Genomic DNA, 22651 nt, shown 5'->3' with positions numbered 1-22651 from the left:
GAGAATGATCTCAGAAGCCCGCTATTTGCCGACGGTGACAGCGATGGTGTCCCGCAGGCCGTCGCGACGGAATGTGGGGGCATTTCCGGAGGCCTGGGGCATGGCGTCGTCCCAGGAATAGAGAGTGACCTTTACTTCGCCGGGAGCATGGGCGTGGAGGACGCCGAACTTGTCGACGCTGGCGACCTTCGGGTCGCTGGATTCCCAGATGACGTTCTGGCGGGTTGCGTCGGCGGGGAGGATCTCCCAGGCGAGTTGCTTGCTTTCGTGCTTCTTGAGCTGATGGTTTCCGGTCGTGATTTTGAGGCCTTCGACGTGCTGGAAGTCGTGGGCGTCGATCACTTTTCCGAGGGCCAGGTAGGCGGCTTTCTGCTCCTGATCGAGGGCCTCTAACAGGAGTCCGCTGCTTTGGTAGTGGACCCAGCCGGTTTTGATCTTCTTGTCGCCGGCATCTTCGAGGGGATCGCTGCGGAGGTCGAAGAAGCGGCCCTCCGGGAAAAGTTTGCTGGGGGCGTAGCGTTTGAAGTCCTTGGTGAAGGCATACTTGAGGAGCTTTGTATGGTCCTCGATGGGCTGGTTGCCGTTGAACCAGGTGTAGATGACCTTGCGTGCTTCGCCGGGTTTGCCAGTGGCTTGCGGCCAAAAGCTGATGCCGTCGATCTTTGGCTTGTCAGGGATTTCGACGTCGGCGGCTTCGGCAATGGTCGGGTAGATGTCGACGACGTCGACGAGTCCATCGTACGTCTTCGACTCCGGGATTTTTCCGAGCCATGACAGGACCAGCGGAACGTGCAAGCCGTTGTCCTTGTTTCCGCCCTTGCCGCCGTTGTATTCGCGGCCATCGGGAAGGACGTGGATGAAGGGCTCCTTGGTACCGTTGTCGCCCATGACGATGATGAGGGTGTTCTCACGCAGGCCGTGTTCGTCGAGCTTGGCGACGACATTGCCGATGAGCTTGTCCATGTATTCGATCATGTCGGGGAAGAACTTGTGTTCATCCACCTTCTGGTCCTCGTCGATGGTGTCGAAAATGGAATGCGGTTGGGTGTCGGGCGTCGGCTTGTGCTCGTCGTGGACGAGGATCATCGGGTAGTAGAGGAAGAAGGGCTTGTCCTTGTTCGTCTCGATGAATTTGAGCGCCTGGCGGTTGCAGATATCCGGACCATACCAGCGGCGTCCGGTTTCGGGGTCGAGGTCCTTGCGGCCATTGTAATTGACGGTTTCGCCATTGATCACCAGGTCGGGATTGATGAATCGTTGATTGGCAGTGACGACATCGAAGCAGCAGTAGTCGTCCCAGCCGAACTGCGAGATGTATTTTTTGCCGGGGATTTCCCTGGTGCCGCGGGTTTGCTTCCACTTGCCGTAGATGCCGGTGGCGTAGCCGGCCTGCTTGAACACGTCGCCAAAGGTGATGTCGGATTGGTGCTGGGATTTGACCTTGAGGAGGTTCCGATCGTTGGTCTGCCCGCTCATCAGGGCGATGCGAGTATTTTCACAGAGCGGGTAGGCAAAGGCATGATTGCAACGCAGGCCTTCGGCGGCGAGGCGGTCGATGTTGGGCGTGCTGAAAGGGGCGTTCTTGAACTCCCCTGAGAAATGACTGAGGCGATCGGCACCGTAAGCGGTGACACCGTAGTGGCTGAGGTCATCGATGAGGATGAGCACGATATTCGGCTTCTCCACCGCCTGAACGAGGGTGGGAGCGACAATGGCAAAGGCCGCCAGGATGCCATGAAGTGTGACTGTTAGATTCATGAACTCTTTTTGGTCGGCTTCGCGATGTCGTTCGCTCGGACCAGGATGTAGGACCGCACCCAATCGTAGTAGGTGCTGTTTTTCCCTGGGTCCGCGAGGTCATCGTCCGTGGGCAGACCGGGTTCCCAGTCGTAGGTTTCGGTGACGAGGTGCATGTACATCGGTCGCGAGAAAGGTTGGGGATTGTAGGCGGTCGAAGGGTTGATGGTGAACAGGAACTTACCATCGTAGTAGAATTTCATGGTAGTGGCATCGATCCACCAGAGTCCGTAGGTGTGGAAATCCTCGGCCGAGGGTGCGATTTTTCCTGCGCCTCCCTTCGGTGTGCCAACGCTGGCATTCGGTGGGCTTCCGCTGCCCCGGACATTGATGGAGTAGTGGGTGTTGGCATTGAACTGCTTGTCCCAGTCCTTGAAGCGGGTCGGTGCACCGACGCTTTCAATGATGTCGAGTTCCTGGCGATGATGCTCGCGGACGAGTTCGCCGTTTTCGCCAATGTAGCGAATCTCCTTCGGAAGGTTCTTGAGCCAGAAAGTCGAAGACATCGTGCTAAGCGACGCCTTCATACGGGTTTCATAGTAGCCAAAATGGGCCTGGTCGTTTTTTGAAGCGACCGCCCCACCGGCATAGGAATACCTATCACCGGGTTTGCCATCGTTGCCTTCGGTGGGATCGAGCTTCGTATTGCGGATGCGGAGCAGGCCGTTCTCGACGCTGACATTCTCTGCCTTGAAGGTGGCTGGCGGACGACCGTTGGTCCAGTAGGGGCTTTTGTCGTGCCACTTGTTAGAATCGAGTTGAGGACCGCTGAACTCATCCGAGAAATCCGGGTTCACCGCCCACCTGAAACCTTCTGGAGGCTTCGGGAGATTGGCAATGTGTTCGATGGCGAGTTGGTAGGGTCCGGGCTTATGGGCACTGGAGGCTTCCTTCGGTTCCGCCTGAACGGACGTCACCGCAGCGAGGAGGACTCCGCTTGCCACACGGGCGGTGGCATTGAGCCATGGCGTCAGGTTGGATTGAGTGGGGAAAATCATAGGAGATGTCATACAGGTTTTCGGGATAGGAAATTTCGGGTTTTCGTCAAAATTGCAGAATTCTTTTCGGCTACGGGCTTGGAACGGTCGGGCGACCGGAGTTCAGGATGTCCATGTATTCGGCGAACAACTGATCGACGACTTCCTTGAACTCGGGGTTGTTGATGAGGTCCTTCGACTCACGAGGGTCATGCTTGAGGTGATAGAGCGCCTTGGGTTCGTACTTGCTGCGCTTGAAGTCGCTCTGGATGACAAGTTTCCATGGCATCTTGCGCAGCATCAGTTCCTGATTTGCCCCTGCCTGATTGACCCAGAACTCACGTGGATGGAAGCTGCCTTTGCCGGTGAGAAGTGGCAGAAGGTTGTTGGAGTCCAGAGCCTGTCCTTTTGGGATTTTGGTGCCGACGAGTGCGGCGAAGGTGGCGACCATGTCCTGGTTGACGGCTAGTTCGTCGGTCGTGCCCGGTTTGATATGGCCTGGCCAAACCGCGAAGGTGGGCACGCGGTGTCCGCCTTCGAGAGGACGGTTTTTGCTGCCGCTCCATCCGCCGCCGGGCGCATAGCCATGGCTCTTGGCGGCGGGGCCGTCGGTCAAGCCGCCGTTGTCGGAGCTGAAGACTATCAGTGTGTTGTCGAATTCGCCGCTGGCTTTGAGGGCGTCGACGATGCGTTTCACTTGGAGGTCGAGTTCGACGACCATGTCGAGATGGTGGCTCGGCGTGCTGCCTTTGATCTTATGGCCATCGAATGTGTCGGGAGGGCAGTGCGGCACGTGCACCATCGGCGAGCAGTAGTAGAGGAAGAAGGGTTCATCCTTCTCAGCACCGATGCGGATGAACTCGACAGCTTTCGATGAGAGCAGGTCGCCAATCTTGCGGGTGTCCCAGTTGGAGTCGCCGGGGCCGGTGCCCTTGTCGCTGACGTCCTTCGGATTGATGGCGTTTCTCTCGGTGAGATGAACGATCTTCGAGTCCTTCTCCAATGGGAACCACTGCTCGTTTTCATAAAGGAGATAAAGGGGGCCCTGGATTCCGCAGGGAGTGGTGAAATCATAGTCGAAGCCGCAATCTTTCGGACCGCTGCCCGCCCATCTGCTGAGTTCGACCTTGCCGATGAGGTCACCGCTTTTGGCACCACGGTAGATGGCCTGGCTTCCGGGAATGTGAAAGTCGCCACCGAGATGCCATTTACCGATGAAGCCGGTGTAATAGCCGGCGTCCCGAACCACACTGCCGAGGGTAACCTCACCGGGCTTGAAGGCGGAGGGTGCGAAGCTGCTCCAGACGCCGGGCGGGGCGTAGGAGCGGTAGTTGTTGTTGCCGCTCATGACTGCGTAGCGGGTCGGCGCGCAGAGGGCGGTGGCGGAATGGCCGTCGGTAAACCAGAGCCCACTCTCTGCCAGAGCATCAATGTTCGGAGTTTCAAATATCGGTTTCCTTTTCTGAATGTGACGGGCGTGGTAACTGAGGTCTCCAAGGCCCAGGTCGTCGGCGAGAATGAAGACGATGTTAGGCTTTTCCAGGACGCCTGCCTGCTGACCCTCAGCGGACGAGGCCATCTGCACGAACATCACGGTGGCGAATAGCATCGGTGCGAAGGACTTCTTCGCCGCGACTCGGAAAATCGCGAAACGACGATCATTCGACTTCGATGGTGGTCTGTCTACAATTTCGGGAGATAGCATAAGGTCGGGAGTGATTTTCTGGGGTGAAGGAGGCTGATGGGTGCTCCTTGGTGAGGAGTCGGTTGAGACCCGTCGAAAGGACAACGTGCTTTCAGCTGGAAATGGCGAGCAGGGGGCCGGCTCTCATTGCTGAGGATAGTGACGCTGGTGCCGAGCCTATCTTATCAGGAGAATCAGTGAAGCTCCGTCATCATCAGCTGAGCCGACACCGACAAGGTGGAGTCTGAATCTCAAGCCGTGCTCTGCACAACCACGGGAGGGGTCTCAACGCTGCATTTCAGCGGAGAAAGAGAAAGAGGAAGAGAAAGAAAGAAAGAAAGAAAGTACGCGGACTGGGATTCGAACCCAGGACCGATCGGTTAAAAGGTTTATGTTCCTCCCAGATATTGGCGCAGATGTGGCTTGAAATGGGGGTTTAGGCGTGTGATAACCCTGATTATCACTCCGCGATTAGGTCGCTTTTGGACAATTTCGGGGGTGATATGTCCAAGAAAACTGTCCAGCTATGGCTACCCCAAAAAAGCGAAAATCCCCCTTCCGTGGCCTCGATCGTCATGGCCGGAAATGGCGATGGAGAAAAACGCAGGAGGGGCGGACGGTGACGGTGCTCTTCGATGCTCACTCGGAGCAGGAGGCAATAGCGCGGGCGGTGGAGTTTTCCCGGAATCCTGAGTTGCTGTTGGCGGGAAAATGGGAGCAGGAGGTGGAGGCTTACAGAGCGGCGGCGGTGGCGCGGGGGAATCTCTCGAGGAAGTATGGCATGACCAGGCGGACGGTGTTGCTGAAGGCGGGGAAGGATATGGGGGTGGCGTCTCCAAGTGAGCTGACTCAAGACAAGGTGATCCGATGGGTCGAGGGGTTGCGGGCGAATCGAGCCTCGAAGACGGCGGCAAATTATCTGATCGATCTGCGGGCTTTCACGCGATGGCTGATGCGGGAGCGGCGGCTCTACATCGATCCATGCGTGGGGGTGGAGGCGGAGAAGGTGGACGTGGTGACCAGGGACGTGTTCCTGGAGCCGAAGGAGATTCGGCAGTTGCTCGATGCTGCGCGAGAGAGGAAGGACCCAGAGTTGGAACTGATCATTCTGCTATCGGCTGAGGCGGGCCTTCGCAAGGGAGAGGTGGATGCGGCGCGGAAGGAGTGGGTGGACGTGAAGCGGGGCGTGATCACGATTCCAGCAGCGGAGGCGGATGGGACCTGGAAACGCAAGGGAGCGACGGGGAAGCGGAAAGGTGTGTCGATCGAGCTGGTTTCCGAATTGCGGCAGTGGTTCCAGACGCATGGAGTGCCGGGGCCGTATCTGATCAAGCCGAAGAAGCTGACGTGGGGGCGGCAGGGCTACCGATACGATTTCCGCAAGCGGCTGGATAATTTCCTAGCGGAACAGGGATTCAGTCACGCGGTGTTCCACGATCTCCGGCGCTCGTTTGGGTCTAACAGGGTGAGCGCCGGCGCGTCGATCGAGCAGGTCGCGGCGTGGATGGGCATCGATCCCAAAACGGCGTGGAAGCACTATGCGCGCTTCAAGGTGGTAACGGGTGCGATCGAGAAGGGGAGCGCGGCGCAAGAGCTTGTTGAGGAGCCGCCGGCGACGTCGCCGACTACGGCGCGGCCGTTACGGGAGAGACTGCTGGAACTCAAGGCGCTGCGTGAGGAGGGGCTGCTGACGGATGAGGAGTATTCCGAGCAGCTGGGGCGGGTGATGAAAGATCTGTAATACCAAGAACCGAAAAGAATGAACTACCACTACAATCCGAAATCTCCGGAGCCTACCGATTCCGAGGCGCTGCAACTCCGGGCGGCCCTCATTGAATCGCTACTGAAGCGCCGGCCAGAGATGGCCGGTAAGCTCGATCTGATCTTCGGATCGAGTGGGGCGGCTTCTGGTGAGTCCAGAATGAGCCGCCCCAGAGGTCCGCGCTTTCCTCGATAGCCTCTAGGGGTGCCCCGCGCGCGCGAGAGAGAATCTAATGCGCGCGGGTGGCCGCTTCCTCCGCCAGTCGGAGCCGCGTGGGGTCGATGACGGCGCGGCTGCCTTCCTTGCACTCAGGATCTGGAACGATTGTGACCGGGTGGCCGTGCTTCACTGCTAGGTGTATCCAGCGGAGGCCTCCGGGCATTTTCGGTGCCGTCGGCAGGGCCTTCAGCTCCACCCGGTCTTCTGGTGATCTTAACCCTCGCACGCGGTCTCGATCCTCCCACGCCGCAACCCTCACCAATAGGTCGTTCCTCTGGCGAGGATGCAACCATTCTCCAAGACTCGACTTCCAATCCTTCGCCAGTTGGGGCTTGCCTTCGTTCCACGCGGCCTCTGCCGCCTTCGGTTCGAGCAAGTTCCGTCTCAGTATGTCCTTGGCAGCCACAGCATCAAAGGGGCCGATGTCGGTCCCACTGTGCAGCAGCAGCTTGATAGCGTCCGGGTGATACTCCTTCGGCACTTTGAGGATCTCCCGATAGGCACCAGGGGAAAGTCTCCTGCGATCGTCGGCGGGGAGGATTAGGGCTTGGCGGAGCTCGTCGCTTTCGACGGTGGCAAGGAAGCGGGTGGCTTGGTAGTCGACGAGCTTCATGGCGCGGCTCCATGGGAAGGCGCGGCCTTGGTCAGGAAGGGCTTCGAGGGTTCGTTTTGGTATCGATACTTCATCGGCGAAACGCTGCCAGTTGAGCTTGGGCTGATACCCGGTGCGGAGATGCTGGAGCCATTTCTTGAGGCAGCGGGTTCTCTCGGGTCCTGTGATGGTAGCGGAACCCCCAGCGGTCAAGATGACGAGGGACACTTCGCCGGCGTCATCCGGTGCGATGGCGGCGGAGTTGTCGTCATCACGGGCGATGATGGCGTAGAATCGAGCCCTTCCACGCTCGTGGTGGATGATGTGCTCTGGGAGGCACTCGCCGAAGGGCATTTCTGCGGGATTCATACGCGGCACAGCGTATTAAATTCCGCGCCTGTTTGTCAAATCCTAGGTTTTCCGGCGGTTTCACTAGGTTTCACTGATTTGCCAAGAGGGTGAAGAATTGACACCCGCGCAAAGGCGTATGAGCGAATTCACAAAAGATGAACAACCGATGATGCCGGAGGAGAAGCTGGTCGATGCGAACGGCCTGCTCGATGCCCTATTTGATAGTTCAAGCCGTCCATCGGTCCGGTGGCTCTATGGGCAAAAAGCCTTGGGCCGGGTGCCGTGCGTCCGAGTAGGCGGGCGGGTGTTCTACTCTCCAACTGAGGTCCGAGCGACCCTGATCCGTCGGTGAATCGCCCTGGGTGTGTTGGGTGATGTCTTTCGGCTCGGTGAGTGCCGAGTTGGATCGGGTGTGTGTGTGATGAGGAACGAAACGAACACGAGATATGAGTGATAAAAATAAAGTTCCTGAAGGGAGCATTCAAAATCAGTTGGGACTCGGGGCGGAGGCTGCCGCGATCGGAGTCAATATGAAGTCCGGTGCATCTGCGGCGGTTGTGATGTATGAGTCGGATCTGAACCGCGTGGCGCAGAGGATCGGAGAGTATTGCCGGAAGCTGGACATCTTTCTGAAGGAGAATGGGCAGGTGGTGTATTTTGATCACCGATGGCGTCTTTGCGAGATGACGCCGAAAATCTTCCGAACCTGGATCAATGGGCATGTAGTCATTGCTCACAAGTTCGATGAAGATGGAAAGCCCGTCGTGGGAACTCTTCGGGAGCAGGACGCGGCGGCGGTCCTCGTGAGTGAGAGTTTCCGGATGTGGTTGCGTCCGCTAACAGGGGTGAATGACGTGCGTCTTCCGGTGATTCGTAAGTTGACCGATGGGGAACTGCAGGAAACCGTGCAAAATAATGGTAAGACATTCTATAATTTCTCTCACTGTGAGGAAGAGCTGACTCTATTGCCAGAAGGTTACGACGAGGAGACTCAGTCTTATACGGTGCCTTCTCACATTGAATTCGATCTGGATCTGGATCTGGCAGTCGGCCAGAGTTGGTTTAGGCGGACATTTGGGGAATTTCCAGTTGCTGATGACCGTAGTTTTGCCGTGCACGTTGCAGCGATGCTCGCTCCGTTCATCAGATATCTTCCAGGCGGTTTTGGCTTGAGGCCTGGCTTCCTGTGGGACGCGAATGAATCCGGATCGGGAAAAACTGTAATGGCCCAAGCCGCGCTCTGCGCGGTCTATGGTCACGCGAAGGTGGCGAAGAAGAAATCGGCGGAAGATTGGGACAAAGAACTCGAGGCGTTTCAGCGTAGCGGCCGAGAGTATATCTTGGTCGACAACTTACGAGGTGGACTGAACTCGCCAACGGTGGAGCAGATGATGACGTCAACTGAATCAGTCGGCCGTTCAATGGGTGGCCATGACACCTATGAAGCTGACAACCGCCTCCTGATCTTCCTGACTGGTAACGACACCGAGCTTGAGGGGGATTCAGTTCGTCGGTTTCTTGTATGCTCGCTTGAAGAGCCGGGGGATCCAAATAGCCGAGTAATTACGACGCCGTATCTGACCGATAGTCAGATGAGGTCTCCGGAGTGGCGTGCGGAGGCATTGGCAGCCCTGTGGGCTCTGGTGCGTGTGTGGTGGGCGAAGGGAAGGCCTGCTGGGCCGACTGCGCTAGCATCGTTCCAGCCGTTCACTGAGCTGCTGGGTGGAATCGTGACGGCCAATCTTTTCGAGGATCCATGCGTGAAGTCGACTCGGCCGTGCCGAGCCACTGCTGAGGATCTGGAATTCCAAAAGTTTATCGAAAAGGTCGTTGAGGAGATCGAACAGTCGGGGGATCTCCCTGATGAGGATGGCGTCATTCGGCGGAAGTTTGATAGGCGTGATTTGGCGGAGATCGCGCGGCGGAATGAAGTTTTCCAGGAGGTTGTTGGCGAGCGACAAGATGGGGTGAGTCTCACAATCAGGAAGGAGGGTCTGACCGGTGATCTTGTCCGACATGCTGTGGATAAAGGTTACCTCGATGGAAGGCAGGAGGTAGCCTGGGGTAAGCTCATCAAAAAGCGGATGGGTAAGGCCAACTTCGAGGTTGATGGGAAGCGCGTCCGTTTCGGCGACCGGCGCGAGAAGCACGGGTGGCGCACCACTGTGGAGATTCTGGGTGGTGTATGATCCTTCCCCCCGCGCCCCCCTGTTGGGAACTATACCATACACCGGTGAAGGGTTACCGGGTGGGGCGGGGGGTAGCTGCTTTGATTGGTGTAGCCTATCCCTTCATTCATCGTTCCACCCCTACACCTTCTGACCCTCTTTCTTCTAGGGAGGGTGTAGAGGGTGAAGGGGGTGAAGGGGTAAACGGTGTCAGAGCGGGAAAGCCCTAGCCCCCTAGTGACAGAAGCATGACTGAAAACCCTACACCCCCTGCAAACCCTACACCCAAGGGCCGAAACCCTTGTTTTTGCTGGGGTTGGCCGGTGAAGTTTTTGGGATGGAGGGGGGGTAAGGAATCTTTTGAACAGCTCTACCCCCTGCAGGCAGCGGGAGCTTGCAGCCCAAACGAGCGAAAAGGGTGCAGTTTTTTTTTGGCCCCGTGGGGATTGACATGGCCCCTAGGTGTGATGGCTGAGGAACCCGGAAAAGTAGCAAAGTCCGAACGGACCCTGGAGGATTATTCGGCCTGGTATGGGAAGAGCCAACGGACGATCAAGCGATGGCGCCAGATGGGAGTGCAGAAGCGTGATCTGTGCCCACTGGATGATCCCGCTGCCCTAGTCGGGTGGTGGCTACGTCACCAAAGGCAGCGCGTGCCGGTTGGAATCCTGCGGGCAGCGAAACTGGCCGGCCAGTCACTGTTGAATCGATTCACTCTTGAGCGCTTTGAAGGTGACGGGCCGCCGACTTCTCAAAATGTGCTGGGGTGGCTCGAGGAGCGGTCCGTTTCGTGGAGCATCTCTGGCGACGAGGAGAAGGGGCTGGGTGTCGAAATGCAGCTCGGTAGCCGTCGCTGCCATATCTCTAACATCGAGCCCGATGATGTCCGCGTCATGCTGGTTCGAGCGACGCAAATTTTCGCGGGGGAATCCGCAGATGAAAAATACACAGTCAATCCGAATTTATGGAAACCGCAAACGCAAAACTAGCTAAGAATACCACCTTGGACCGCGCCCGCCAGTCACTCGAATCGCTCATCGCGATGAAGGACAAACTCATGTCTCTGGGCATGGGGAACCTGGCGACCGGGCGGAACAATCGCAAGGCCAAGGCGGAGCTGGGGCAGCTCGAAAGGAAGCTGACCTCCCCTGATCCGAAGGAGACCTCGAAGCCGACACCGGCGGAAGAGGAAGAACCGGTCCTCGATGAACTCCAGCCCGATACTAGCGAGATCTCCCCGCCTAGGAGCCAGCCTGAGAAGGCACCCTCGCTCGCTGCCGGTGCCCGTGCTCGATACCTGGAAGCTTCGAAGATTTCGGCGGCGATGCACACAGCAGCGAAGGCTGAGGCTTCGGCCCGGCAAGCCGTGCTGACTTCCGCGAAGACTGGCGATCTGGTGGCCTGTCTGTCCGACGCTACTCTCACGTCGATGGAGCGGGGCACCGTGACCAAAGAACTCGCGCGCCGCAAAACCCTTCCCGGTGGTGATGATGAAGTAGCGGAAGCCTTCGCGGCCCAGCATGCGCTCCGGCCGAAGGCGAGAAAGCCTCTACTCACGTGGGACACGAGCTTTCCGGCTCTCGTCATCGAGAAGGGCTCGAATGCGAGCCGGGAGGAGCTTAGCCGAGCGATGGCATCGGATGAGACCACCCCGGCCCAGCGCTACAAGCTGGCAGCGGAGATCAACCGCCGTGCGCGATAACAATCTACCAGAATACAAACGCAGACATCATCATGAATCCATTATCTCCACAAACATCCCGGAATCTCGACCGCCTGCAACATATCGACAACGAGCTCGAGAATCGATATCTTGCCGGCGATGACCTCGTCGCGGCTGAATGCGCCGCGTCGTTCGGACTTTCGGACCTGATCCCGCTGGCGGCGGCTGGTGTAAAAGTTCGCCGGGCCGCACTCGAAAAATGGCGTGCCCGGATCGCCGTCTCTGAGGGCACGCAATATTCCCCGGAAGCGTGGAACGCGCTTGATCCTGGCTATCGACTGAAGGCTCAACAGGGGCTCGTGCCCTTGTCGGAGCTCTTCACGAAGCTCCGAGATTTGCGAGCCGCCGAGTTCGACCGTCATCATCAGGAGCGGCAGGCGCTACAGTCTCGTCTCGATAAGGCGATTTCCAAATTTTCCTTTGATGGCACGGAGCTTTCCCGGAGGAATTTGAGCTGGCTCGTAATGAGCGAATCCGGAGAGATCCGCGTTGGTCGGAAAACGGTCGATTGCCGCGATACCGTGCGGGCCTTTCAAGAGGCCGGCGAGGCGTGCATGCAGTTCGAGTTCCGCCTGAAGCGGCAATTTGATCCGATCAGCCAGCCTGAACAACCAGCAGCAACCTCCGTGCTATGACAGACCCCGATCAACTTGACCGGCTTCAACGCATCGATGCCGAACTTACGAATCGGTATCTTGTCGATGATCTGGAGGCCGCTGAAGCTGCGGCCGAGCTGGGGCTTCCGCAACTGCTCGCCGTTTCAGCCGATGGCTTGGAAGCGCGGCGCGCTGCCTTGGCAGAGTGGCGCGGTGGAATCGCCGTCGCCGAGGGCCGGAAGTTCTCCACCCTCGCATGGAATGCGCTCGATCCCGATTATCGACTGACAGCTCGCCAAGGGCTCGTGCCCTTGGAGGAGTTCTTCAAGGTGCTGCGAGACTTGCGAGAAGAGGAACTCGCCCGGCAGCAGCGGGCGCGTGATGAGCTGGAGGCGGACATGGAGGCGGCGGTTTCGATGTATACCGCCGGCGGCGTGGTGATCTCCACGCGGAAGCTTGATTGGCTGGTCATGGCGCAGGATGGCTCAATCCGCGTGGGCCGGAAGGCGGGCAACTGCGATGATGTCGTGCGTGGCTTTAAAGATACCGGCTTGTCGAGTTTGGTGTTTGAGCTTCGATTCAAGGAGCAGTTCGAAGCGCCCACCCCGCCTGAACAACCAGAAGAGGAATAATTATGGCCGAGGTTATCAAAACGGTTCTGACGGCGGACTCCAGCGACATGCGCACGGAGTTCGAGAAGGCATCTTCTGTCGTCAAGTCCTACACAACGAAGCTGGAGGAGTCCCGGAAACGCAATGCGCGTGCCGCGCTCGATGAACTCCGCGCGCTCAAGCTGGAGGCCAATGGCCAGCAGCAGGCGGCGCAGGCAATCCGTGAATCGATCCGGCTCAAAGAGCAGGCGCTCCGCCTGGCGAAGCAGACCGGTCTATCCGAACAGGCGGCAATGGTGATGCTCCGGAAAAAGGCCGAGCTACTGAAGCAACTTGCGCGGCAAGAGGTGGTCCTGGCGAATCAGCGGCAAGCGCGGGCGGCTTTCCAGGCTACCCAAGGTTCGACGAGTGCGATCGTGAGGACGGGCGATGCTGTCCAGGGTGCTGGGAAGAAGGCCGGGAATGCCGGTCTGGCGTTCCTGGAGCTGTCCCGGGCAGTGGAAGATGCTCAGTATGGGTTCCGCGGCGTCATGAACAACCTCCCCGGCATGGTGATGATGATGGGGGGCACAGCCGGACTGGCCGGCGCGGTCTCCGTTTCGGCGGTTGCGGTTTACAACCTCAACGAAGCCTTGGCGAAGCTCCATGAGCGCGGATCCGCGATCCGCGATGCCCGCAATGGTGCATCGCCGTTCGTGACGGTGGGCGGTGGGGCTCAAGAACCTCAACTTGAGGAGGCGGCGGCGAAGATGAAGGACTTCCTCGAGGTGAGCCGAGCTGCCCAGGAGACGAGGCAGGCCCGCTTCACCCTCGATCAGCGTATCGCCGCGCTGCGGCTGGATGGTTCTTCAGCTGCTGAAAAGGAGCTTCAGATTTCCCAGCGTGAGTTGGCTGTGGATCAAGAGCGGGCGCGGATACTGGAAGGGCGCATGGCGGCGGAGGAGAAGACGATGGAGCGCCTTCAGGAATTGGAGGATGAGCGCGTGGCGGCTCAAGCCCGCGCCCTGGAACTAACAAAGCAATTCCGCTCTGAGCGCGAGAAGGCAGGCGTTGAAACCTCTGATAGCATGTTCGCCGGAATGCTGAAGCATTTTGCGGATTCCGAGTTCCGGCCCGATAAGGTCGCGCAACTGGAGGATGCGAGAACGGCAGCGGATCTGGCCCGTGTGCGGATGCGGCTGCTCGATGAGGAACTGAGCAACCTTTACCGATCGACGGACGAGAAACGCCGGGCTCTTAAACTCGAAACAGCAGCCCTCGAAGTGCTCCGTGAACGGGAAGCCCTGGCAGCGAAGCTGGCATCCAAAGATGAAAAAGCGCGAGCGGCTGCGGAGGAAATCCGCGAAGCCGAGGAGGCGCGCCAGAAAGCGAAGGAAGAGTCTGAACGGCGGATGGCTCGTGATCAACGCCGGGGAGATTTCGCTGGTGAAATGCGCGTTTCAGAACTCGAGCATCAAGGCCGAACCGAGGAGGCGAATGCCCTCCGGGAGGAGTTGCGATTGCGGCGGGATGCTGTGCGCCTGGCCAAGGATCTGGAGATCAGTGAGGACAAAGCCCTGGAGATGCTCCGCCGGAAGCTCAGGCTTGAGCATGAGGGCAATGCCGCAAGGAATGAAGGCGGCAGCAAGATCCGCCAATACGCCGGAAGCGTCGGCCTGCGGAGTGGTGCCACTCTGAACTCAGGTGGTGCCTACCTTCGAAGCGAACTCCAGCGCCGTGGGCGGGAACGAAGTCAACGTCCCCGCGATGCCGCTCCAGGGAAAGAAGAGGACTACCTCGCGAAGATGACGGATCTTCAGGAGCGGCAGCTTGCAGTCTGGGAACGGCTCCAGGCGCGATGAAAATTTGACACCACCGCAGGAGCGGATATCTCGTAATACACACCCAAAAACAGGTCGGTAACGACCATCTCGTGTTCTCCCGGCGTAGTTCATCGAGCTACGCCGGGTTTTTTCTGACTATGAGGCTGCTTTGACACTAGCCCAAAGTTAGGTTCGAAAGAGCTTCACACGAAACCGATTGTCTGCGGTTCCAAGAGCCCTCGGGATACGTCCTGAGGGCTTTATCGTATCCCGAGCCCGGCCACGCCGTCGTAAAAATATTGAGGAGATCTGTCCGAAGGGGGACTGGGTCCCATAAAAAGCCGTTCCAAACGCAGGGTTTTGTCCAAAAACCTTGTCCAAGACGAAGGTGAGGAGTTTGTAACTCCTTAAGCGAGAAAGTACGCGGACTGGGATTCGAACCCAGGACCGATCGGTTAAAAGCCGAGTGCTCTACCAACTGAGCTATCCGCGCGTCTTTCGCCGTGGGGCGGGGAGGGGGTAGGGGGGGGCTGAACTTTTGGCAAGATAAAATTCCTATCCTTTTGGAAGAGATTGTCGGACCCACTCAAGAAAGTCTCGAAGATCCGTCCTGGGCCGCTCGATCAGGAAGGCACGAATTCCGGCTTCCTGTGCCCCGATGAGGTCGGCCCCTTTGGAGTCACCCACATGAAGCACTTCTTCAGGGCGGAGCCGCATCAGCTGCAGGGCATGCTCAAAGATGACGGGCGAGGGCTTGCGCGCCCGGGCATCCGCGGAGCTCACCACCTGTTCGAATTCCAGGCCGAAACTTTTCAGGAGGGGATGGAGTCGGAGATCGAAGTTGGAGACCACGGCCGCGCGCAGACCAAGTTGCCGAATTTCCGATAGGCATTCAGCGACTTCGGGAAAAATCCTCCAGGCCTGAGGCTGGGCGTAGTGCTCGAAAAGATGGTGAAAGACGGGGTCGGCGACGGGCTTCCCGACGGTGAGCTCGACGATGTCGCGCCACCACTGGCGCTCGGCCTGGTCGCCATCCGGGTGGCCATCCGGGTGGCCTTCGTATTGCGGAATTCCTGCGGATCTGATGGCTGATCGGAACGAGTGGGCCAGTTCGGCGGGCGTGAGGGTGCCTAAATGAGGGGAAAGCAGCTGGGCGTAGGTTTCGGCGACGGGTTCGGCAGGCTCGATCAGAGTGCCGGCAGCATCAAGGAAGAGGGCTTGGATCACGGAAGGAGCTTGAAGAAGAACAAGTCGCGGGTCGAGTCGGGCGAGGTCAAATCATGGGCTCGTGCTGGTGGGACCTTTCAGGCCGCTGAGAAAAGCGTCTCCTTGCCCCTTGGTATCAGGAGATTGGGCTTGCAACTCAAGGCGTTCCGCAATAGAGCCTCCGGCGATCAAACTTCCGGCGCAAAAGCGGAGTGGGCGAAAACCCACTCTTTTGCGTCTCTAGACATCTCCTTTTCTGCCTCAAGCCAAGCTATGACCAACGACATCGTCGCTCTCATCGATTATTACGAGAAAGAGAAAGGCATCGACCGTGACAAGGTCGTTGCCGCGCTCGAGTACGCCTTCATTTCCGCCTACCGCAAGATGGTTCCAGGCGCTGATGCGATCGAAGTGTTGCGCGCTGAGGTGGATACGAAGCGAGGCGAAACCCGGATTCACGCCACGCTGCGGGTGGTGGCGGACGACGACTATGTCGACAAGTTCAACGAGGTGCCGATGAAGCTGGCTTCAAAGCGTGACCCGGAGGCTCAGCTCGATGGTGAGATGGAGTTCGACGTGACACCGAAGGACTTCGGCCGCATCGCCGTTCAGACCGCCAAGCAGACGATGATGCAGCGTTTGCGTCAGGCTGAGAAGGAAATGATTTACGAGGAGTTCAAGGATCGCGCCGGTGACGTCGTATCCGGAACTGTCCGCCGCTTTGACCGCAGTGATGTGATGCTCGACCTCGGCAAGTTCGAGGGCGTGATGCCATCCCGTGAGCGCGTTCAGACGGAAGAGTACAACATCGGTGACCGCATCCGTGCCTACGTCGTCGCAGTTGAAAACGAAGGCCGCGGACCTGAGATCATTCTTTCCCGCAGTCACCCGAACTTTGTGCGTCGCTTGTTCGAAGCCGAAGTGAATGAGATTTCCGATCACACCGTGGAAATCCGCGGCATCGCCCGTGAGGCCGGCTACCGGACGAAGGTAGCGGTGTGGAGCAACGACCCCAAGGTTGACCCCGTCGGTGCCTGTGTCGGCATGAAGGGCGCGCGGGTGAAGAACATCGTCCGCGAGCTCAACAACGAGAAGGTCGACATCATTCGCTGGAGTGAGGACCCTGAGGAATTCGTTCGCGAAGCCCTCAAGCCTGCGACTCTGCGCAGCATCACCGTTGATGAAGACAAGCGAGTGGTGCTTGTTACCGTCGACGAAGAAGACCTGAGCAAGGCGATTGGTCGTCGTGGTCAGAATGCCCGACTTTCCTCCCGCCTGATGGGCTGGGATGTGCAGGTTCGCAAAGACGAAAGCAAGAAGGAGCAGTTTGAAGCAAAGATTGCCGATGCCGCCCATTCAGTGGCCGAGCAGCTCGGAATCGACGACGAACTGGCTGCCAAACTTTTCGCGGCAGGTGGGATGAGCCCCGAAATGGTGGTCGACATGCCCGTCGAATACATTTGCACCGTTCTGGAAGTTCCAGAAGAGCGCTCGAAAGACATCCTGACACGAGCGCACGGAGTGGTCGGCCGCGAACTGCCTGATTACCTCACTGGTGACGCTCCAGCGGCAACGGAGGAAACTGCCGAAGCCGATGAGCCAGCTGCCGAAAGCAAGGAGGGCTAAAGCCTCTTTGAAATTCTCAAGAAATCCCTTAGTAAGAACGCAATAATACGCCTGATGCCCGAAGATAGCGACAAGAAGCCCGTAAAACGCAAAGCTCTCGATTTGATCGGAGAGAAGAAAGCGCCGTCACGTCGTGAACGGCAGCGTCAGGAGGCATCTCAGGTAAAAACGGTAGAAGATGCCAAGAAGGCCGCCTACGACCCCTTCGCTGAGGAGAAGAAGCCCAAGGTCAGGAAAACCGGCCAGTCGGGTAAGAAGGTTCTTCCCTCAATTTCAAAGTTGCTGGAACCCGACGAGCCCGTCGTGGAGCCGGCACCGGTAGCGGCAAGCCCGGCACCAAGCGCTCCGAAAGCGGATGAAGCGAGCAGCGGAGTCAGCGATGGCAATGTCATCAGCATCAAGCCTCCCATCATTGTCGCCGATCTGGCGGGACTGATGAATCTGAAGCCATTCCAGCTCCTTGCGGATCTGATCAAGCTGCAGGTTTTCGTGGCCCCTCATCAAGCGATCGAGCCGGATATTGCCGCTCAGGTTTGTGAGATTCACGGCTTCGTCTTTGAGCGCGAAAAACGCGAAAAGGGTGGCGGTGTCCACAAGCAGGAGGAGGTCGTCGCCGAGCCGGAAGCTCCGGAAGACGAACCGGAAGAAGTCCTTCATCTCCGTCCGCCCATCATCACCATCATGGGTCACGTCGATCACGGCAAGACGACCCTGCTCGACCGCATTCGTGACTCGCGGATCACTGCGGGTGAAGCCGGCGGCATCACGCAGCACATCGGTGCCTACAAGGTGGAGTATGACGGCAAGCCGATTACTTTCATTGATACGCCAGGCCACGCCATTTTCTCCGGGATGCGTGCCCGCGGTGCCGATATCACGGACATCGTGGTGCTGGTGGTTGCTGCGGACGATGGATTGATGCCCCAGACGATCGAGGCCATCGAGCACGCCAAGCGTGCGAAGAAGACCATCATCGTTGCGATCAACAAGATCGATGTGCCGGGTGCCAATCCGATGAACGTCAAGTCGCAGCTTGCCGAGAAAGGTCTGCAAACGGTCGACTTCGGTGGAGACACCGAGTGCCTGGAAATCTCCGCCCTCAAGGGAACAGGCGTGAACGACCTGCTCGAGCTGCTGGCCCTCCAGGCGGAAGTCCTCGAACTGAAGGCCAATCCGAAGGGCAATGCCCGCGCGGCCATCATCGAAGCCAAGCTTCAGCAAGGTCGTGGTGCGGTGGCATCCGCGATCGTCGAAACCGGCACGCTCAAGACGGGCAAGCCATTCATTTGCGGTCCCTACAGCGGCAAGGTCAAAGCGCTGATCAACGACCGTGGCGAATCGATCAAGTCGGCAACCCCGGGAACTCCAGTCGAGATCATCGGTTTCGAAGAATTGCCACGTGTGGGCGACGAGCTTGTCGAAATGGACTCGGATCGCGCTGCCAAAAAGCTTTCGGCCGAGCGTCAGGAGGAGCATCGCTCCGAACGACTCACGATTCCGAAGAAGAGCCGCATGGAGGACCTCTTCAGCCACGTCACCGACGGTGGTTCGAAGGCTCAGCTCAAGCTGATTCTCAAGACCGACGTGCAGGGTTCGATCGAAGCGATCAAGAACGCCATTCTCGACATCAAGTCCGACAAGGTCACCGCGAACTTCCTCACGGGAGCCGCCGGTCCGATCAGCGAAGGCGATGTGCAGATGGCCAGCTCGTCCGATGCGATCGTCATCGGATTCAACACCAAGGTGGAAGCGAAGGCTGCCCGCCTCGCCAAATCCGAAGGCGTGCAGATCAAACTTTACTCGGTCGTTTACGAACTGATCGATCAGGTTCGTGAAGCGATGCTCGGCTTGCTCGAGCCTCTCACCCGCGAGAAGATTCTCGGACACGCCGAGGTCAAGCAGGTCTTCAAGGTGCTCAAGGGCAAGGCTGGTGGCTGCTACATCAAGGACGGCAAGGTTCAGCGCAAGGCGCACGCCCGCGTCATCCGCGATGGCGTTCCGGTCTACGATGGCAAGATGTCGACCCTGCGTCGCTTCACCGAAGAGGTCGAGGAGGTCAAGGTGGGTATCGAATGCGGTATCCGACTTGGTGACTTCAACGACTATCAGGAAGGTGACATCATCGAGTGCTACGCCCTCGAGAAAATCCCGCAGACGCTTTAAGAGACGGAAGACTGCGAGACATAAGACGGAAGACTAGACCTAGCCTTCCGTGTTGATTCGCAGAACTTCCAGCCTTGCTTCTTTTGTCTTCAAGTCTTTTGTCCTTTTCCCATGTCACTCCGCCTTACCCGAGTCAACGAACTGCTGAAGCGTGAAATCGGCACCGTGGTCCAACGTGACTATGAGTGGAATGGTGCGCTGGTGACGGTAAATGCCGTCGAGACGACCCAGGACCTGAAGGAGGCTGCGGTCTGGGTGGGCGTGCTCGCCGGGGATGTGAAGAAGGTGGTCGAGAAATTGAATCGTGAGCACGGTTCGATTCAGACGAAAGTGATGAAGCGGGTTGTCTTGAAGTCGACGCCGGTTCTGAGATTTCGCCATGACGGATCGGCCGAGCGCGGTGTCGAGATCGTCAACCTCCTCGACGAAGTGGAGAAGATCCCCAAGGCTCTCGATTCCGAGGAAGAGGAAGGAAGCTGAGCCTCTGGAGGCTTCCGTTGACCCCTCGAAATCCTGTGGGTAGGGTTTTCCCGAATGAGTTCGATGTTTGACGCCGGATTTGGGTTTCTGTTTGCCTTGCCGGTTTTGATCGCGCAATGGGTTGGTGTCGTTGCTTTGGCAAAAGGTGGCCGCAATCCCGCATGGTGGTGCATGGCGGCGGGAACGGCTCTAACAACGATTGGATCGGTTCTCAGCTTGCTGATCATGGTGATGATGATCACCAACCTGAGCGAGGTGGGGGGAATGACATCGATCATCTCCATCTATCAGATCGTGGCGGGTTTCTCTGGTCTGGGCTCGCTTGTGTTTGTGATTGGGTTTGCGATGCATGGGATCAGGTCCAAAAAGATTCTGGATCGGGTTGAGGAGTTGGAGAGTTTGATCGCCGCCCAGGGAGAGCAGCTGAATCGACAAAACCCAGGAGAGCCGTCTTGATGGATTCACAGGCGGCATATCTTGGCTGGTCGGATGGCCGGGTGCTGGTGGGTGAGGGACCGTTTGAGGCATTTCCTGCTCCGCCGGAAAGTGGCGTGGCTTTCTATCGGAATGGCTATGGTCTGAGTAATCCAAAGCCATGGTTGGTCCCTTCAAATTGGAAATGGGTTTCGCGTGAAGAGTTTTTCACGGAGCACTCGACGACGATCGATTGGCAATCGCTGGAAGCTTCCGATTTCGCCGGAGTGTTTCAGGAAATTTCGGATTCGATTCGTCGCGGGACCTTTGAAAAGACGGTGCCAGTTGTGGTCGAGAAGGGAAGGGTGCTGGAAGGTGACTCAGGTTCTCTCTTCGGAGCGGGTGATTGTCCTGAGCCCCTGGTTTCCTACGGTTTCAAGGACGGAGCCAATGGCTTTGCAGGTCAGTCTCCGGAGTATTTACTGCGCGTATCAGGCACCCGCGTGCTGACCATGGCCCTTGCCGGAACGGCGCGTGCTGAAGAGCGCGAGGTGCTGGAAGTGGATGAAAAGGAGATCCGTGAGCACGAAATTGTCGCTCAGGCGCTGGTTTCAAAGCTCGGCGACCTCGGCGAACTGCATCGGGGACCACGAGGTATCATGGGGCTGGGATCCATCGTCCATTTTCACACGCCGATCGAAGTGGAGCTGGAGCAGGCCGTCAGCATTCCTTCGCTGGTTCGGCGGCTTCACCCGACACCGGCACTGGGTCCCTTGCCCCGAACCGAGGAAACCATGTCACGCTTGATCGAGTGGCGGAATCGTCTGGGAGCCCCGGATGAGTTTGGTGCGCCCTTCGGTGCTGTGGTCGATGGAGACTTCCAGGCAATCGTCGCGATCCGGGGTGTCTGGTGGAATGACAACGACCTGCGCCTTCCCGCGGGATGCGGGGTGATCGAAGCGAGCCGTCTGGTCAACGAGTGGCGGGAACTCCGGCTGAAACGTGAAGCAGTCAAGGCCCGCTTCGGACTGTGAATTAGCCAAGATCATCCTTGCCTGAGTGCCGGGACATCGGTGCATGATCCCGCATGGCCGGTGCTAGTTTGTTCGCCCTTCTCGATGACATTGCGACGATCCTTGATGACGTCGCGCTGATGACCAAGAAGGCGGCTTCAAAGACTGCGGGGGTCCTCGGTGACGACCTTGCCCTCAATGCCCAGCAGGTGAGCGGGGTGGTGGCAAATCGGGAGCTGCCGGTGGTCTGGTCGGTGGCGAAGGGTTCTTTCGTCAACAAGTTGATTCTGGTGCCGGCGGCACTGGCCCTGAACAAGTTTGCCCCGGTCGCGGTGACTCCATTGCTGATGCTGGGAGGCGCGTATCTATGCTACGAAGGTGTCGAAAAACTGGTGCACCACTTTCTCCACCGCTCGAAAAAAAGCGTCGAGGAAGCGGAGCAAAAGATCGAGAAACTGGCGGCTGGAGAGCTTGATGAAAAAGCCAAAGTCAAAGGTGCGATCCGCACGGACTTTGTGCTTTCCGCTGAAATCATTGTGATCTCACTCGGTGTGGTGGCGGCGAAGCCCTTCGCAACTCAAGCCATGGTCCTTTCCGCGATCGCCCTGATCATGACGCTCGGCGTGTATGGTCTGGTGGCCTGCATTGTGAAACTCGATGACCTCGGACTTTTCCTGAGTCAGAAGACAGGAGCGGTGCAGAAACTCGGGCGTGGGATTCTCTGGGCGGCACCGTTCCTGATGAAGACACTTTCGATCCTCGGAACGATCGCGATGTTTCTCGTTGGTGGGCAGATCCTCGTTCACGGGATTCCGGTGCTTCACCATTGGATCGAACATCTCACTCACGGGATGGAACCGCTGTTAGGAACGCTCCTGCCAATGCTCTTCAACGGAGGATTCGGCATCCTGGCGGGAGCCGTCGTGCTGGCGGTGGTCCACCCGATCACCAAGCTCATGGGCAAGGCCCACTGAAACGGCAAAGCCCGGTGCCTCAGGATTGGGCGAACTCGAGCGCGCGCTGCTTCATCTGAGTAGCCATCAGATTGAGGGCGTTGGCGCGGGTCGGAGCGAGATGCTCCTTGAGACCGGTCTTGTCGATGAAGGAGAGGTCGGCCGTGAGCACCTCATCGACCGGTTCGCCATCAAGCACTCGGACGAAAAGGGCGATCATGCCTTTGGTGATGACCGAGTCGGAATCCGCGAGGAAGTGGATGTTTCCCTCCGAGCTGCTCGCTTCGAGCCAAACCTGGGACTGGCAGCCCTTAATGAGCCGATCCGGAGTGTGGAGGCTTTCGTCCATCGGCGGGAGCTGTTTGCCCAGTCCGATGACGTATTCGTAGCGTTCCTGCCAGTCTTGGAAGAGATCGAGCTCTTCGAGAACCTGCTGCTGTTTGTCCGCAATGCTCATGCCGGGGGGATGGGAAGGCCGGATGGCGGAAAATGCACGCGGAAACTGAAAATTGGC

20 protein-coding genes and 1 tRNA gene are annotated in these 22651 nt (G+C 58.2%); 14 read left to right on the top strand and 7 right to left on the bottom strand.

Annotated elements, in window-relative coordinates; all coding sequences use genetic code 11:
- Positions 1 to 21 precede the first annotated feature (21 nt).
- From ACFQY0_RS08905 to ACFQY0_RS08895, 3 genes are all read right to left on the bottom strand, one after another.
- The gene (locus ACFQY0_RS08905; protein ID WP_379711438.1) at positions 22 to 1758 is read right to left on the bottom strand and encodes a sulfatase-like hydrolase/transferase; all 1737 of its coding nucleotides are present in this window, start codon (positions 1756 to 1758) and stop codon (positions 22 to 24) included.
- On the bottom strand, positions 1755 to 2795 hold the full coding sequence (locus ACFQY0_RS08900; protein ID WP_379711437.1) for a family 16 glycosylhydrolase: 1041 nt from the start codon (positions 2793 to 2795) through the stop codon (positions 1755 to 1757). Before ACFQY0_RS08900 ends, ACFQY0_RS08905 begins: the two co-directional genes overlap by 4 nt.
- A gap of 70 nt (positions 2796 to 2865) precedes the next feature.
- Complete coding sequence (locus ACFQY0_RS08895; protein WP_379711435.1) at positions 2866 to 4479, bottom strand: sulfatase family protein; 1614 nt, start codon at positions 4477 to 4479, stop codon at positions 2866 to 2868.
- 505 nt (positions 4480 to 4984) lie between these two features.
- Here ACFQY0_RS08895 and ACFQY0_RS08890 point away from each other — a divergent pair.
- Positions 4985 to 6199: a tyrosine-type recombinase/integrase gene (locus ACFQY0_RS08890; RefSeq protein WP_379711433.1), complete on the top strand. Its 1215-nt coding sequence runs from the start codon at positions 4985 to 4987 to the stop codon at positions 6197 to 6199.
- 250 nt (positions 6200 to 6449) lie between these two features.
- On the opposite strand, the gene ACFQY0_RS08885 is transcribed toward ACFQY0_RS08890, so the two are convergent.
- The gene (locus ACFQY0_RS08885) at positions 6450 to 7400 is read right to left on the bottom strand and encodes a hypothetical protein (RefSeq protein ID WP_379711431.1); all 951 of its coding nucleotides are present in this window, start codon (positions 7398 to 7400) and stop codon (positions 6450 to 6452) included.
- Positions 7401 to 7518: 118 nt separating this feature from the next.
- Here ACFQY0_RS08885 and ACFQY0_RS08880 point away from each other — a divergent pair, with 118 nt between their 5' ends.
- The 7 genes from ACFQY0_RS08880 to ACFQY0_RS08850 all read left to right on the top strand — a co-directional run bounded on the left by ACFQY0_RS08880 (position 7519) and on the right by ACFQY0_RS08850 (position 14321).
- Positions 7519 to 7734 (top strand): hypothetical protein, encoded by a 216-nt coding sequence (locus ACFQY0_RS08880; protein WP_379711429.1) that lies wholly within the window; start codon positions 7519 to 7521, stop codon positions 7732 to 7734.
- Between the two features lie 94 nt (positions 7735 to 7828).
- Positions 7829 to 9571 (top strand): hypothetical protein, encoded by a 1743-nt coding sequence (locus tag ACFQY0_RS08875; protein WP_379711427.1) that lies wholly within the window; start codon positions 7829 to 7831, stop codon positions 9569 to 9571.
- Positions 9572 to 10014: 443 nt separating this feature from the next.
- Positions 10015 to 10539, top strand: coding sequence for a hypothetical protein (locus tag ACFQY0_RS08870; RefSeq protein ID WP_379711426.1), 525 nt, complete (start codon positions 10015 to 10017; stop codon positions 10537 to 10539).
- Positions 10515 to 11252 carry a hypothetical protein gene (locus ACFQY0_RS08865; RefSeq protein WP_379711424.1) on the top strand — a complete coding sequence of 246 codons (738 nt, stop codon included), beginning with the start codon at positions 10515 to 10517 and terminating at the stop codon, positions 11250 to 11252. The genes ACFQY0_RS08870 and ACFQY0_RS08865 overlap by 25 nt, the downstream gene beginning before the upstream one ends.
- A gap of 32 nt (positions 11253 to 11284) precedes the next feature.
- Entirely contained in the window at positions 11285 to 11908 is a 624-nt protein-coding gene (locus ACFQY0_RS08860) for a hypothetical protein (protein ID WP_379711423.1), read from the top strand.
- A complete protein-coding gene (locus ACFQY0_RS08855) occupies positions 11905 to 12501 on the top strand; it encodes a hypothetical protein (protein WP_379711422.1) in 597 nt (198 codons plus the stop codon). The genes ACFQY0_RS08860 and ACFQY0_RS08855 overlap by 4 nt, the downstream gene beginning before the upstream one ends.
- Positions 12502 to 12503: 2 nt before the next feature.
- Complete coding sequence (locus ACFQY0_RS08850) at positions 12504 to 14321, top strand: coiled-coil domain-containing protein (protein ID WP_379711420.1); 1818 nt, start codon at positions 12504 to 12506, stop codon at positions 14319 to 14321.
- Between the two features lie 381 nt (positions 14322 to 14702).
- Here ACFQY0_RS08850 and ACFQY0_RS08845 read toward each other — a convergent pair.
- Positions 14703 to 14775, bottom strand: a tRNA-Lys gene (locus tag ACFQY0_RS08845).
- Between the two features lie 62 nt (positions 14776 to 14837).
- Positions 14838 to 15509: an HAD-IA family hydrolase gene (locus tag ACFQY0_RS08840; protein WP_379711418.1), complete on the bottom strand. Its 672-nt coding sequence runs from the start codon at positions 15507 to 15509 to the stop codon at positions 14838 to 14840.
- A 252-nt stretch (positions 15510 to 15761) separates the two neighbouring features.
- Between ACFQY0_RS08840 and nusA the strand changes: the two genes are divergently transcribed.
- From nusA to ACFQY0_RS08810, 6 genes are all read left to right on the top strand, one after another.
- Positions 15762 to 17114, top strand: a complete 1353-nt coding sequence (gene nusA / locus ACFQY0_RS08835; RefSeq protein ID WP_379711416.1) for a transcription termination factor NusA — start codon at positions 15762 to 15764, stop codon at positions 17112 to 17114.
- Between the two features lie 54 nt (positions 17115 to 17168).
- Positions 17169 to 19277, top strand: a complete 2109-nt coding sequence (gene infB, locus ACFQY0_RS08830; RefSeq protein ID WP_379711414.1) for a translation initiation factor IF-2 — start codon at positions 17169 to 17171, stop codon at positions 19275 to 19277.
- A 111-nt stretch (positions 19278 to 19388) separates the two neighbouring features.
- Entirely contained in the window at positions 19389 to 19757 is a 369-nt protein-coding gene (gene rbfA, locus ACFQY0_RS08825) for a 30S ribosome-binding factor RbfA (protein ID WP_379711412.1), read from the top strand.
- A gap of 54 nt (positions 19758 to 19811) precedes the next feature.
- Positions 19812 to 20213, top strand: coding sequence for a hypothetical protein (locus ACFQY0_RS08820; protein WP_379711411.1), 402 nt, complete (start codon positions 19812 to 19814; stop codon positions 20211 to 20213).
- Positions 20213 to 21205 (top strand): chorismate-binding protein, encoded by a 993-nt coding sequence (locus ACFQY0_RS08815; protein WP_379711500.1) that lies wholly within the window; start codon positions 20213 to 20215, stop codon positions 21203 to 21205. Before ACFQY0_RS08820 ends, ACFQY0_RS08815 begins: the two co-directional genes overlap by 1 nt.
- 53 nt (positions 21206 to 21258) lie before the next feature.
- Complete coding sequence (locus ACFQY0_RS08810) at positions 21259 to 22158, top strand: DUF808 domain-containing protein (RefSeq protein ID WP_379711409.1); 900 nt, start codon at positions 21259 to 21261, stop codon at positions 22156 to 22158.
- A 19-nt stretch (positions 22159 to 22177) separates the two neighbouring features.
- On the opposite strand, the gene ACFQY0_RS08805 is transcribed toward ACFQY0_RS08810, so the two are convergent.
- The gene (locus tag ACFQY0_RS08805) at positions 22178 to 22594 is read right to left on the bottom strand and encodes a SufE family protein (protein ID WP_379711408.1); all 417 of its coding nucleotides are present in this window, start codon (positions 22592 to 22594) and stop codon (positions 22178 to 22180) included.
- Positions 22595 to 22651 lie beyond the last annotated feature (57 nt).

Origin of the sequence: Haloferula chungangensis, assembly GCF_042664875.1 — a bacterium.
In the GTDB taxonomy this organism is placed as follows: Bacteria; Verrucomicrobiota; Verrucomicrobiia; order Verrucomicrobiales; family Akkermansiaceae; genus Haloferula; species Haloferula chungangensis.
Note: the sequence above shows the minus strand (reverse complement) of the source record. Positions and strands in the feature narration are given on the sequence as shown.